We start from the raw sequence: 13,456 nt of genomic DNA, 5'->3' as shown, positions 1-13,456 counted from the left end.
CGTGACGGAGCGCACCGCGCGGGGCCGCTCACAAGTACGCACCCGATGTATCGACGCGATATAGTGGAGCGACGCATCTGTCAGTGTCGACGATGCACCGTACCTGGGTGAGTGGATCGGGGGTGTTGTGCTGGAACTGGCTGTCCTCGGCCTGTTGCATGAGGCGCCGATGCACGGGTACGAGCTCCGGAAGCGCCTCTTCACGCTCCTCGGCGGGTTTCGGGCGTTCTCCTACGGCTCCCTGTACCCCACGCTGCGGCGACTGCAACGTGCCGAACTCATCGCCGAGGACGGTGAGGACGCTCCGCCCCGAGCGTGGGGGCGACGCGCCAGGAAGGTGTACCGGCTCACCCCGGAAGGCAAGGAACGCTTCGCCGACCTCGTCGCGGACGTGGGACCGCAGACCTGGGAGGACGCGTCCTTCGGGGTGCACCTCGCCTTCTTCTCCCGCACACCCGCGGAGGTGCGGATGCGCATCCTCGAGGGCCGTCGGCGGCATGTGGAGGAACGCCGGGAGGGCCTGCGGGCCGCGCTCGCGAGGGCCGGGCAGCAGATCGACCGGTACACGCGGGAGTTGCACCGGATGGGGTTGGAGACCTCCGACCGCGAGGTGCGGTGGCTGAACGAGTTGATCGCGCACGAACGGGACGAGGAGAGGCCGAACGTCGCCCCGGAGCCCCAGAGCCAGGCGGGAGACGGCCAGGCGGGACACGAGGCCGAGCGGGACACCGCGCCGCGGGAGCGGGAGCCGTGAGGGTTCCCGGCCCGACCAGGGCTGGCGTGAGCCAGCCGCACAGCACACCGGTCTTGGAAGACAGAGTGAAGGAGGACCCGGCCATGGGCGGAGAACGCCGCAGCGTACGGGTGGCAATCGTCGGCGTCGGCAACTGCGCGGCGTCGCTGGTGCAGGGCGTGCACTACTACCGGGAGGCGGCTCCCGACACCAACGTGCCCGGGCTGATGCACGTGCAGTTCGGTGACTACCACGTCCGGGACATCGAGTTCGTCGCGGCCTTCGACGTGGACGCCAAGAAGGTCGGCCACGACCTCGCCGAGGCCATCGTCGCCAGCGAGAACAACACCATCAAGATCTGCGACGTCCCCCCGGTGGGTGTCACCGTGCAGCGCGGCCACACCCTCGACGGCCTCGGTCGCTACTACCGCGAGACGATCGAGGAGTCGGACGAGAAGCCGGTCGACGTGGTGGAGGCCCTGCGGCAGAGCGAGGCCGACGTCCTCGTCTGCTACCTGCCCGTGGGGTCCGAGGAAGCCGCGCTGTTCTACGCCGACGCCGCCATCAGGGCGGGCGTGGCCTTCGTGAACGCGCTGCCGGTGTTCATCGCCTCCGACCCGGAGTGGGCCGAGCGGTTCAGGGCGGCCGGGGTGCCGATCGTCGGGGACGACATCAAGTCCCAGGTGGGGGCGACCATCACCCACCGGGTGCTGACCAGGCTCTTCGAGGACCGGGGCGTGCAGGTCGACCGGACCATGCAGCTGAACGTCGGCGGCAACATGGACTTCAAGAACATGTTGGAGCGCGACCGGCTGGAGTCCAAGAAGATCTCCAAGACGCAGTCCGTCACCTCCCAGGTCGACCGGGACCTCGGCAAGCGCAACGTGCACATCGGTCCCTCCGACTACGTGGAGTGGTTGGACGACCGCAAGTGGGCCTACGTGCGGCTGGAGGGCCGGGCCTTCGGTGACGTGCCGCTGAACCTCGAGTACAAGCTGGAGGTCTGGGACTCCCCCAACTCCGCCGGCATCATCATCGACGCCGTGCGCGCCGCGAAGATCGCCAAGGACCGAGGGGTGGCCGGCCCGGTGTACTCGGCGTCGTCCTACCTGATGAAGTCGCCGCCCACCCAGTACTCGGACTCGGTGGCCCGCGACAAGGTCGAGTCGTTCATCCGGGGCGAGATCGACGAGTGATCCACCCGCGTCGCGGATGACGGGGGCCACGCGGACGCGTGGCCCCCGTCTGCTCTGCCCCGCGGTCGCCGGACACCGGGTGTGGACCCGACGCGGTCCCCGGGTGGGTGCGGGCTGGCCAAGGTCGCGTGCCGCCGGCGACGCGCGGCGGGCTCGACCGGCGGGCGGGCGGCGTAACAGCGGGACGGCGACCGGCCAGGGGTTCGGGTCGGCGGCCGCCGAGGGCGGTGGCGGCCGCGCGGGGTCGGGCGTCGACCCCGCTGGGAGCATTGGCCTCACGAGTCACAACGTCGTGGTGACCACCGTGGGATTCCGCTGACCAGGCCCAGGAGCTGGCACGTGGCGCCGTCGAAGCACGGCTGCCGGCGTGCGCGCGGGTGGTCGGGCCCGTCGTCAGCGTCCACCGGCGGGAGGGCGAGGTGCGGACGGACCAGGAGTGGCAGGTCGTCGGCAAGACCACGGCCGCCGCCACCGACCGGTTGGTGGAGCACCCGCGTTCCACCCACGGCTACGACGTGCCCGAAGTGATCGTCAGCCCCATCACCCGAGGGAACCCGGCCTACCTGTCCTGGCTGGACGAGGAGACCGCCTAGGCCCCGGTGGGTTCGGGTCCGCCAGCCCTGGTTCGACGCGCGGGCGAGGCCGGCGGTGCGAGCGGTCGTGCTCCACCTCCCGCCGGGGCCACGAGCGGGAGGTGGCGGGCGATGGCGCCGATCTCGTACTCGCGGTCGTCCGGTGGCGGTCGGGACATCCCCGGCCCCCGGCTGGGTGGTGGCACCGCTCGGTCGGCGGCGGAAGCCTGGCGGCACGATGCTCGCGTGGGCGCGGCGTGGTGTTCCCCCGTCGTTCACCTCGCGGACGGCCGCCGCTCCTACGGTCGGCTCGTTCCCGTCGCCGAGCTCCCCGGAGGACCCCCGTGTCCATCCCGCCACCCGGAGAAGGCCGCACCATCCCCCTGCCGCTCGCCGCCGGGCACGTCGGCGGCCGCTCGGGCATCACCTGCCGGTACCGCTGCGCGGACGCCTGCGCGCACGACGCCCCCAACCGTTCCGACAACCCGTACTTCGGTGACCTCGTCCGCACGGCGATGAGCCGGCGCGGTGTGCTGCGTGCCGCCGCCGTGGTGACCGTCGGTGGTGGGGCGCTGGCGATGACGGCCGGCCAGGCGGCGGCCGGGCCCGGCGGCAGCCAGGCCACGGCCCGCGGCGGTGGCTCGGGGCCCGCGATCGGCACGGACTTCGAGTCGGTCACGCCGAACACCGAGGACGCGGTGGTGATCCCGACCGGCTACCGGCAGCAGGTGGTCATCCGCTGGGGTGACCCCGTGGCCGGGGACGCGCCCCGGTTCGACTTCGACCACCAGACGGCCGCCGCGCAGGAGGCGCAGTTCGGGTACAACTGCGACTTCGCCGGTCTGATCCCCCGGGACGCGCTGGGCCAGGACAACTGGCTGGTCGTCAACCACGAGTACACCACCGAACCGGAGATGTTCCGGGGTTACGACCCGGACGACCCGACCGAGGAGCAGGTGCGCATCGGTTGGGCCGCGCACGGCCTGTCGGTGGTGCGGGCGCTGCGGGACCCGGTGGCCGGCGGGCTGCGGGTCGTGCCCAGCCGGTACGGCCGCCGCATCACCGTCCGCACCCCGTTCGAACTGACCGGTCCGGCGGCGGGCAGCGAGCTGCTGCGGACGTCGGCCGACCCGACCGGGCGCACCGTGCTCGGCACGCTGAACAACTGCGCCGGCGGCGTCACGCCCTGGGGCACGGTGCTCTCGGGCGAGGAGAACTTCAACCAGTACTTCGGCAACGCCGACCAGGTGACAGACCCGGTGGCCGCGGAACGGCTGGCGCGTTACGGCATCAGTGGCGGCGCCAGCACCCGCAAGTGGGAGCGGTTCGACGACAGGTTCGACCTCGCGGTCGAACCGAACGAGGTCAACCGGTTCGGCTGGGTGGTCGAGGTCGACCCGAGCGACCCCGACTCGACTCCCGTCAAGCACACCGCCCTGGGCCGGTTCAAGCACGAGGGCGCCACCATCCGGCTGACCGAGGACGGCCGGGCCGTGGCGTACCAGGGGGACGACGAGCGCTTCGACTACCTCTACAAGTTCGTCTCCCGGGGGCGGATGGTGCCCGGGAACACCCGGGCGGCCCGCCGGCACAACATGCGCCTGCTCGACGACGGAACCCTGTACGTGGCGAGGCTGACGGGCGACAGCCCCGCCGAGGAGATCGACGGTTCCGGGGCGTTGCCCGCCGACGGCGAGTTCGGCGGGACCGGCGAGTGGGTCCCGCTGGCCAGGGGCGACCGTTCCCTCGTGCCGGGGATGACCGCGGAGGAGGTGTACGTCTTCACCCGCCTGGCCGCCGACCGGGTCGGCGCGACCAAGATGGACCGGCCCGAGGACGTCGAGGCGAACCCGGTCACCGGGCGGGTGTACGCGGCGTTGACGAACAACGCGAACCGGGGTGCCGCCGGCAGCGCCGGCCCGGACGAGGCCAACCCGCGAGCGGGGAACAAGCACGGTCACGTGCTGGAGTGGGAGGAGGCCGGCGGGGACGCGGCCGCGACCACGTTCCGGTGGCGGTTGCTGCTGGTGTGCGGTGACCCGGAGTCGCCGGACACCTACTTCGCGGGCTTCGACAAGAGCCAGGTCAGTCCGATCACCAGCCCGGACAACCTGGCCTTCGACGACCACGGGAACCTGTGGATCTCCACCGACTCCACCGGGGCGCTCGGCATCAACGACGGGCTGTACGTGGTCCCCACCGAGGGCGAACGCCGAGGTGAGCTGAAGCTGTTCCTCACCGTCCCCCGGGGTGCGGAGGCGTGTGGACCGATCGTCACCGAGGACCTCGTCACGGTCTGCGTGCAGCACCCGGGGGAGATCGACGGGTCGAGCGCGGAACGGCCGGGCTCGGACTGGCCGGACGGTGGTGGCGCGAACCCCCGCCCGTCGGTGGTGGGGGTGTGGCGCACCGGCCCGGGTGGACGGGGAGTCGGCCGGATCGGCCGGTGACGAGCCGGGGCGCCCCCGGTTCGGGGCGGGGGCGCCCCCACCCCACCAGCCCGGCCCCGTCTGGCTGGCCGTCGCGACGGGTGCGGGACGGCCCCCGTCTGGTCGGGTCGGCCGGACGAGGCGCGGGAGTGACACCGGGACCCCGGACTCGGTCGGACGGGTCGGCCGTGGGACGAATACGGTCGGGGCCATGACTTCCTCTCGTCCCCTAGCCCTGATCACCGGCGCCTCCCGAGGGGTGGGTGCCGCCGTCGCCCGGGAGTTGGCGCCGACGCACCGGCTGTTGCTCGGTGGCCGGGACACGCCGACGCTCCACGAGACCGTGTCCTCCGTGGAGGGTGCGGAGCCGTTCGCGGTGGAGCTGACCGATGCGGCCTCGCTGGCGGACGCGGTGCGCGGCATCGACCGGCTCGACGTCCTGGTGCACAGCGCGGGAGTCGCCGAGATCGGTGCCATCTCCGACCAGGGTGGTGAGGTCTGGCGGCGGACGATGGAGGTCAACGTGATCGCCGTCGTGGAGCTGACGAGGCTGTTGCTTCCGGCGTTGCGGGCGGCCGGGGGGCACGTGGTGCTCGTCAACTCGGGAGCGGGGCTGCGGCCCCCGAACCCGGGGTGGGGTTCCTACGCGGCCAGCAAGCACGCGTTGCGCGCCTTCGCGGACGCGTTGGGGGTCGAGGAGCGGGAGCACGGCGTCCGGGTCACCTCCGTCTTCCCGGGGCGGGTGGCCACGGACATGCAGCGCCAGGTGCGGGCGGCCGAGGGGACCGACTACGTGCCGGAGCACTACCTGCGGCCGGAGACGGTGGCCAGGGCGGTCGGCCAGGCGCTGTCGACACCCGCTGACGGGCTGACGACCGAGATCGTGCTGCGCCCCGCCTGATCCGGGCGGGGGTCCGGCGGCCCCGGCCGTTGGGGCCGGGTCGTCGCTCGGGGTGCCTCCGCGACGGCGTCCCGGCCGGGCGCGGGGTCGCCTCGGTCGACGTCGTGCTCGCCCGCGCCGAGGGGGTGGACTTCGGCCAGCGCCGCCCGGAGCCGGGCCACCTCACCGGGCGGCGGTGAGTGGTCGGGAGCGCGGTGCCGGTTGAGGCTCGTACCGGTTGGGGCGGTGCCAGCGGGCCGGACGGCTCCGGCGCCGTGTCGTCCCGCGCGGGGGTCGTCCCGCCGCGAGCGCGGGGTGCCGAGCGCGGGGTGGGCCGCGGCGATGGCGGTCCTGCCCGTGCGCGGACCGCGAGGTGCCGGCGTTGGCCCGGGAACCCGGGGGCGGGGCCAGGGCTGCCCGGGGAGGTGACCCTTGCGTCCCCTCGGCGTCGTTCGTCCGCGTCCTCGGCGCCCGACGTCGTCCGGGTGGAGGGCGTGACGTGCCGCCCGTACGGGCTGGAGGGGGCGTGGGGCGGTCGGCCTCCACGAACGCGGTGGAGGTGACATCCCGCCTCGGAGTCGGTGCGTACCGGGGCGGGGGAAGTGTTCCGCTGGTCAGCGGGAGGGTGACCTGGAAATTGGAAGACCCCGCAGTGCTGCCAGGTCGGGGGTCCGCCAGCACCGCAGGGTCACAATGCTCATCGTAAGACCACCCGAACGTGTTACACCCACAAACTTTGTGAGCCACGTCACCGAACTGGTTGGGGGTGGTCTCGGGGGGTCAGCGCTGGATCGTCTCGTGGCGCTGCTGGATCATCAACAGCTCGTCGCGCAGCGCCGGGCTGCTCGCGGCGTTGTCGATGGCGCGCTGGATCGCGCGGCGGCCACGGTTCCGGGCACGGCGGGCTCGAAGGGTGGCGGCGATGTTCATGGTGATCGTGACCTCTTTGTGTGTTGACTTGATGTTCGATTCCTATTATTGCCCATCGCGGACCAAGATTCACCCGATTCGTCGGTGACATGGTCCACATGCCGAAGATTGTCCGGTGGCTAACGTTCCGGGCCGGACGACCGATACCCAGGTAATAGCGTCCGCCCGGTGCGCGTCCCGTGCGCGTGCCAGGGAACCGGTCGGCGAGTGGGCGGTGCGGGTCGCGCGAGCCCGCCCCGGTCGCCACCGGAGCCAGGGCCCCGCCGCCCCTACGTCGGGCGGTCACCCCACCCGACCCCCGCCGCCGGCATCCGCCAGGAGCGTTGCGCCCGGCCGGCGACCACGGTTGGGTGGATGTCGTGACTGAGGTAGTGACCCACGGGTCGGGAGAAGCCGTCCGCATCGCCGATCGGGCGTGGCTGGTCGCCACCTTCGCCGCGGCGGGGGAGGACCGGAGCACGGCGGTCAACGAGCTGGGACGCCGGGTCGGTGATGTCGAGGCGATGCTGCGCCGTCCCGGAGTGGCGGTGCGTTCCCGGCGGCTGTCCGTCCGCGCGAACTGGGAACGCAACCGCCGGGTCGGGTGCCGGGCCGAGCAGCACTACCAGCTGCTGGTCACCGACACGGCAGCGCTGGAGGAGCTGAGCTCGGCACTGCTCGCACGGGAGCCCGAGAGCCTGAGCGGCCCGAACTGGGAGCTGACCTCGGACGCCGAGGCCGTGCGGGAGGCGCAGCACAACGCCGTCGCCGACGCGCGGCGCCGCGCGGAGGGCTACGCGGTCGCCCTGGGACGTCGTCTGGGCAGCCTCCTGCGGATCAGCGACGCGGAAGCGGAACGGGTGCAACCACGGGGTGCCTACGGTGGCGCGCCGATGGCGGCCCGCTCCGGGGCGGCGCCGGACGTCCGCGAGTTGAACCTGGAGCCCCAGGAGGTGACGGTCACCGCCCGCTGCGTCACCACCTGGTCCCTGCTGGACTGACGCCCGAGCCGGGTCGGCCCGTCACCGCTCGCCGGAGGGCAGCCGGAACGGCGAGGTCGCCGACCGGATGTCGGGGAGCGGCGCACGGCGAACAGCGCACCGGGCGGCCTCGTGGGGCCGCCCGGCGGCACGCCGCTCCCCGGACCTGCCTGCCGGCCGGGGGGTCAGAAGGTCAGTGCCATCCCGGGGTCGGCCAGCAGCGCGCCGACGTCGGCGAGGAACTGGGAACCCTGCTGCCCGTCGACCACCCGGTGGTCGAAGCTCAGCGCCAGCTGGCAGACCTTCCTGGGCACGATCTGCCCGTCCACCACCCACGGCATGTCGCGGATCGCACCCAGCGCGAGGATCGCCGACTCACCGGGGTTGATGATGGGCGTTCCCGTGTCGACCCCGAACACGCCCACGTTCGTGATGGTGAAGGTGCCGCCCAACATGTCCGCCGGCGCCGTCCTCCCCTCCCGTGCCGTCGTGGCCAGGTTCTCCAACGCCGACGCGAGTTCGCGCAGCGTCAGCCGGTGCGCGTCCCGGACCTTCGGCACGACGAGGCCACGCGGGGTGGCCGCCGCGATACCGAGGTGCACGGAGGACTTGTAGACGATCTCGCCGCTCTCCTCCTCCCAGGCCGCGTTCACGTCCGGGGTGCGCCGCACGGCGAGGCACACGGCCTTCGCGGCGAAGGCCAGCGGGGTGAGCCTGACGTCCCGGAAGTCCGGGTGGTTCCTCAGCCTGGCCCGCAGGTCCATCATCGGCGTCACGTCGACGGTGAGGAACTCGGTGACATGGGGAGCGGTGAAGGCGCTGCGCACCATGGCCTGGGCGGTCGCCTTCCGCACCCCGCGCACCGGGACCCGCCGATCCGGGGCCTCGGGCTGGAACGGGGCGCCCGAGGTGGGCACCTCGGGCTCGGTGACCACGGCGTTCTCCACGTCGTCCCTGGTGATCACGCCGCCGGGCCCGCTGCCCCGCAGCGAGCGCAGGTCGACGCCCAGGTCCTTGGCGAGCTTGCGCACCGGCGGCTTCGCGAGCGGAACGGTGCCCGTCCGCCGCTCCGCCTCGGGAGGTGCCGGAGCGGTCGCCGGGTCCGGGGCCGGAGCGGTCGCCGGGGCGGGCGACGCGGAGGCTGCCGGCCGCTCCGGTCGGGCAGGCGCGGCCTGCTTCCTGGTCCGCCGTCGAGCGGGCCCGGTCCGGGCACCGTAACCCACGAGGGCGGCCACCCTGCCGTTGTCCGACTCCTGGCCGTCCCCCGCGTCGGAGGAGGAGCCGTCCGCCTCCGACGGGGTCCCGTCCCCACCGACGTCGATCGCGATGATCGGCACGCCGACCTCGACGACCTGCCCGACCGGGGCGAGGAGGTCGGAGACGGTGCCCGCGTAGGGGCACGGCAGTTCCACGACGGCCTTGACCGTCTCGATCTCGACGATCGTCTGGTTGACCTCGACGGTGTCACCGGGACCGACGTGCCACTTGACGATCTCGGCCTCGGTCAGGCCCTCGCCCGTGTCGGGCAGCGGGAAGTGCTTGATGCGCGACATGCTCTCCCTCACCAGCCCAACGACTGCTCGACGGCGTGCAACACCCGGTCCAGGTCGGGCAGGTACTCCTCTTCCAGCTTGCTCGGCGGGTAGGGGGTGTCGAAACCGGTGACGCGGACCACGGGTGCCTCCAGGGAGTAGAAGCACTCCTGCTGGACCCTGGCCGCGATCTCGGAGGCGATGGACGACTCGCCGGGAGCCTCGCTGGCGACCACCAACCGGCCGGTGCGGCGCACCGACTCGTGGACCGGCTCCAGGTCGAGGGGGGAGAGCGTCCGGAGGTCGATGACCTCCAGGTCGTGCCCCTCCTGCTCGGCGGCGGACTCGGCCGCCTCCAGGCACGTCTTCACCATCGGCCCGTAACAGGCGATGGTGGCCGTGCCGCCCCGCCGCAGCACCCGGGAGGAGTGCAGCGGGACGGGCGTCGCGGTGAGGTCCAGCTCCGCCTTCTCGTGGTACCGGCGCTTCGGCTCGAAGAAGAGCACCGGTTCGTCGGACTCGATGGCCTGCTGGATCATCCAGTAGGCGTCGACCGGGTTGGAACAGGCGACGACCTTCAGCCCGGCGGTGTGGGCGAAGTACGACTCGGGCGACTCGGAGTGGTGTTCGACGGCGCCGATCCCACCACCGAAGGGAACACGGATGACGACCGGCATCCGGATGCGGCCCTGGCTGCGGTAGTTCAGCTTCGCCAGCTGGCTGACGATCTGGTCGAAGGCGGGGAAGATGAAGCCGTCGAACTGGATCTCGCACACCGGGCGGTAGCCCCGGATCGCCAGGCCGATCGCGGCGCCGACGATGCCGGACTCGGCCAGCGGGGTGTCCAGCACCCGCTGCTCACCGAAGTCCTTCTGGAGGCCGTCGGTGATCCGGAAGACACCGCCGAGCCGGCCGATGTCCTCCCCCATGAGGATCACCTTCGGGTCGCGCTCCATCGCCGCGCGCAGACCCAGGTTCAGCGCCTTCCCGATCGTCACCCTGCTCGGGGCCTGCCCGGGGTCGGACCCGTCGGCGGGGCGCGGACGGGATCGGGCGTCCACCTCGGTCATCACCGCTCACCTCCGGTCTGCTCGAACTGGGACAGGTACGTGAGGAACTCGTCGCGCTGGGCGGAGACCGCGCTGCTGCCGTTCGCGTACACCTCGGAGAACATGCGGTCGGCGGAGGGGACCGGCATCCGTTGGCAGAACTCCCGCAGGCGGGCCGCCAGCGCGTCGGACTCCCGCTCGACCTCCGCGAAGTAGTCGCCGTCCGCCCACTGCTGGCGGTGCAGGTACGCCTTGACCCGCTCGATCGGGTCCTTGAGCTTCCACGCCTCCAGTTCGTCGGCCAGCCGGTAGCGGCTGGGGTCGTCGGAGGTCGTGTGGGCGTCCATCCGGTAGGTGAAGGCCTCGATGAGGACCGGCCCGTTCCCGCTGCGGCACTCCTCCAACGCCCACCGCGTGACGGCGAGCGTGGCCAGCACGTCGTTGCCGTCAACCCGGATCCCGGGGAAGCCGTAGCCGCTGGCCCGCTGGTAGAGGGGGATGCGGCTCTGCCGCTCCATCGGTTCGGAGATGGCCCACTGGTTGTTCTGGCAGAAGAAGACGACGGGGGCGTCGTAGACGGCGCCCCAGACGAAGGCCTCGTTCACGTCGCCCTGGCTGGTCGCGCCGTCGCCGAAGAAGACGACGGTGGCCTCGGCGTCGGCGCTGTCGTGCCCGTCACCGATCCGACCGTCGAACCGCTGGCCCATGGCGTAGCCGACCGCGTTCAGGCACTGGTTGCCGATGACGATCGTGTAGGGGTGGAAGCGGGTGGCCATCGGGTCCCAGCTGCCGTGGTCGGTGCCCCGGAAGATGCCGAGCAGCTCGGTGGGGTCGATGCCCCGGCACCAGGCCACTCCGTGCTCCCGGTAGCTGGGGAAGGCCATGTCCCTGGGGCGCATCGCCCGGCCGGCGCCGATCTGCGCGGCTTCCTGGCCCAGCAGCGGGACCCAGATGCCCAGCTGGCCCTGCCGCTGGAGCGCGTTGGACTCGCGGTCGGCTCGACGGACCAGGACCATGTCCCGGTACAGCCCGCGCAGCTCGTCGGGCGTGATGTCGATGTCGAAGTGGGGGTGCGCCACCCGCTCCCCCTCGGGGGTCAGCAGCTGCACGAGGTCGGGGCCACCTTCGCTGGTGGCGCGTAGTCCGGCTATCACTTGCTCCGCCGTGGGTCGGGCCGCTGTGGCGGCTGGGGGACTCCCTGACGGTGACTCCGGCCCAGCCGCGTCGGGCGGCTGGGGTTTCGTCCAGTACTCCGGCGACGACATACGTGTCTCCCTCAAGGTGGGGCCGCGCGTCCTGGCTTGTGGCCGTGAGCGCGGGTACGCCGACAGACGAGATCACCGCCCTGGTGGGACGGGATGCCGATCGTCGGCGCTGACGGATCGCTTCCGCCATATTGGCATGGCGCGAGCCCGGACCGTGAGCCCGAACACAGCTCTTTTTCCTGGCTAAGAGATCGTGGTTCCTACTAAGAGTGGTTCCGACTACGCGTGCTCCGACTAAGCGGGGTTCCGACAGACGGACCTCGTCCTACCTGCGGGAACGGCCCCGGTGCTCCGGCCGGCCGCGGTGGCCCTTGCGTGGTACCGGTACCGGGGCCGAGGATCTGGCACGTGCCTGAGACAACCCCGCGCCCCGCCTCCACCCCGTCCACCAAGGCCCTCTCCGAGGCCGTCGAACGCCGGTGGACCGAGGACGTCGTGCCCAGCCTGTCCGAGCTGGTCGCCATCCCCGCCCTCTCCCCGGTCTTCGACGAGGACTGGGAGGCGAACGGCCAGCTCGACGCCGCCATCGACCACGTCAGGGCGTGGCTCGCCCAGCGCCCGATCGCGGCGGAAGCCACCGTCCGCACCGTGCGGCTGCCTGGGCGCACACCGGTGCTCCTCATCGACGTCGCGCCCACCGAGGCGGCCGTGGACCGGGGGACGGTCCTGCTCTACGGCCACCTGGACAAGCAGCCGCCGGTCGGCGGCTGGTCGGAGGGCCTGGGGCCCTGGACCCCGGTGCTCAGGGACGGCCGCCTGTACGGGCGGGGGGCGGCGGACGACGGCTACGCCGGGTACGCCGCGGTCGCGGCGCTCGAGGCGGTCCGTGAGCTGGGCGCCGACCACGGCCGGGCGGTCGTGCTGCTGGAGACGGGGGAGGAGTCCGGTTCGCCGGACCTGCCCGCCTACCTGGAGCACCTCCGCCCCGAGCTCGGCGAGGTCGAGCTGGTGGTGTGCCTGGACTCCGGGGCCGGTGACTACGAGCGGCTGTGGCTGACCACCTCGCTGCGCGGGATGGCGCAGGTCACCGTCACCGTCCGCGTGCTCGACGCCGGTCAGCACTCGGGGCTGGCGAGCGGGGTCGCCCCGAGCTCGTTCCGCGTGCTCCGGCAGCTCCTCGACAGGCTCGAGGACTCGGCCACGGGGGAGGTCCTGCTGCCCGAGCTGGTGGTGGAGGTCCCAGCCGACCGGGTCGCCGAGACCAGGGCCGCCCTGGACGCCGTTCCCACGCTGGTCCTCGACAACGTCCCCCTGCCCGAGGGGGTGCGGCCGGTGGTGGACGACCCGCTGGAGCAGGCGCTCAACAACACGTGGCGCCCCACCCTGTCCGTGATCGGCGGCGACGGGCTGCCCACCCCGGCGGAGGCGGGCAACGTGCTGCGGCCCCAGACCACGCTGGCGCTGAGCTTCCGCCTGCCGCCGACCGCCGACCCCGAGGCCGCGCTGGCGGCCGTGAGCGCCGCCCTCACCTCGGACGTGCCCTACGGGGCGTCCGTCGAGCTGAGCCGGACGGAGTGCGGCCCCGGCTGGAACGCGCCCGACCTGGCGCCCTGGCTGCGCTCGGCCCTGGACCGGGCCGGCGCGGAGGTGTTCGGGGCCCCGTGGCTGACGCTGGGACTGGGCGGGTCGATCCCGTTCATGGGACTGCTCCAGGACGCCTACCCGTCCGCGCAGTTCGTGGTGACCGGAGCGCTGGGCCCCGGCAGCAACGCGCACGTCCCCGACGAGTCGCTGCACCTGGCCTACGCGGCGCGGGTGACGACGGCGGTGGCGATGGTCCTCGCGGCACACGCCCGGGGGTGATGTCCGGCGGTCGAAAACCGCTCACGGAGAAGCTCGGGAATTCCGACAAGATCATTCCTTGTGGCTCGCGTGAGTGATACCTCCGGCGACGGAAGGTGACCGGTCGGG

11 protein-coding genes are annotated in these 13,456 nt (G+C 72.5%); 7 read left to right on the top strand and 4 right to left on the bottom strand.

The annotated features are described in order from the left end of the window. Positions 1–127: 127 nt before the first annotated feature. From ACOJVX_RS25455 to ACOJVX_RS25435, 5 genes are all read left to right on the top strand, one after another. Entirely contained in the window at positions 128–754 is a 627-nt protein-coding gene (locus ACOJVX_RS25455) for a PadR family transcriptional regulator (RefSeq protein ID WP_418154769.1), read from the top strand. 83 nt (positions 755–837) lie between these two features. Further along, the gene (locus ACOJVX_RS25450) at positions 838–1,929 is read left to right on the top strand and encodes an inositol-3-phosphate synthase (protein ID WP_026417891.1); all 1,092 of its coding nucleotides are present in this window, start codon (positions 838–840) and stop codon (positions 1,927–1,929) included. A 332-nt stretch (positions 1,930–2,261) separates the two neighbouring features. Continuing rightward, positions 2,262–2,522, top strand: a complete 261-nt coding sequence (gene cutA, locus ACOJVX_RS25445) for a divalent-cation tolerance protein CutA (RefSeq protein ID WP_103055892.1) — start codon at positions 2,262–2,264, stop codon at positions 2,520–2,522. A 323-nt stretch (positions 2,523–2,845) separates the two neighbouring features. Further along, a complete protein-coding gene (locus ACOJVX_RS25440) occupies positions 2,846–4,951 on the top strand; it encodes a PhoX family protein (RefSeq protein WP_418154770.1) in 2,106 nt (701 codons plus the stop codon). Positions 4,952–5,141: 190 nt separating this feature from the next. Beyond that, positions 5,142–5,831, top strand: coding sequence for an SDR family oxidoreductase (locus tag ACOJVX_RS25435; protein ID WP_418154771.1), 690 nt, complete (start codon positions 5,142–5,144; stop codon positions 5,829–5,831). Positions 5,832–6,590: 759 nt separating this feature from the next. On the opposite strand, the gene ACOJVX_RS25430 is transcribed toward ACOJVX_RS25435, so the two are convergent. Next, positions 6,591–6,740 (bottom strand): hypothetical protein, encoded by a 150-nt coding sequence (locus ACOJVX_RS25430; RefSeq protein WP_169731680.1) that lies wholly within the window; start codon positions 6,738–6,740, stop codon positions 6,591–6,593. A 359-nt stretch (positions 6,741–7,099) separates the two neighbouring features. Here ACOJVX_RS25430 and ACOJVX_RS25425 point away from each other — a divergent pair, with 359 nt between their 5' ends. Continuing rightward, positions 7,100–7,720, top strand: coding sequence for an SIMPL domain-containing protein (locus tag ACOJVX_RS25425; protein WP_035275418.1), 621 nt, complete (start codon positions 7,100–7,102; stop codon positions 7,718–7,720). Between the two features lie 164 nt (positions 7,721–7,884). On the opposite strand, the gene ACOJVX_RS25420 is transcribed toward ACOJVX_RS25425, so the two are convergent. Genes ACOJVX_RS25420 through pdhA form a run of 3 tightly spaced genes read right to left on the bottom strand, consistent with a single transcriptional unit; the run spans position 7,885 to position 11,545 of the window. Next, positions 7,885–9,252, bottom strand: a complete 1,368-nt coding sequence (locus tag ACOJVX_RS25420; protein WP_030106403.1) for a dihydrolipoamide acetyltransferase family protein — start codon at positions 9,250–9,252, stop codon at positions 7,885–7,887. 8 nt (positions 9,253–9,260) lie between these two features. Further along, positions 9,261–10,301 (bottom strand): alpha-ketoacid dehydrogenase subunit beta, encoded by a 1,041-nt coding sequence (locus tag ACOJVX_RS25415; protein ID WP_030106404.1) that lies wholly within the window; start codon positions 10,299–10,301, stop codon positions 9,261–9,263. Next, positions 10,301–11,545 (bottom strand): pyruvate dehydrogenase (acetyl-transferring) E1 component subunit alpha, encoded by a 1,245-nt coding sequence (pdhA, locus tag ACOJVX_RS25410; protein ID WP_081895367.1) that lies wholly within the window; start codon positions 11,543–11,545, stop codon positions 10,301–10,303. The genes ACOJVX_RS25415 and pdhA overlap by 1 nt, the downstream gene beginning before the upstream one ends. Positions 11,546–11,893: 348 nt before the next feature. Here pdhA and ACOJVX_RS25405 point away from each other — a divergent pair, with 348 nt between their 5' ends. Further along, positions 11,894–13,348: a M20/M25/M40 family metallo-hydrolase gene (locus tag ACOJVX_RS25405; RefSeq protein ID WP_030106407.1), complete on the top strand. Its 1,455-nt coding sequence runs from the start codon at positions 11,894–11,896 to the stop codon at positions 13,346–13,348. Positions 13,349–13,456: the final 108 nt, after the last annotated feature.

Source organism: Actinoalloteichus caeruleus (genome assembly GCF_049311605.1).
GTDB classification, from domain to species: Bacteria; Actinomycetota; Actinomycetes; order Mycobacteriales; family Pseudonocardiaceae; genus Actinoalloteichus_B; species Actinoalloteichus_B caeruleus.
Note: the sequence above shows the minus strand (reverse complement) of the source record. Positions and strands in the feature narration are given on the sequence as shown.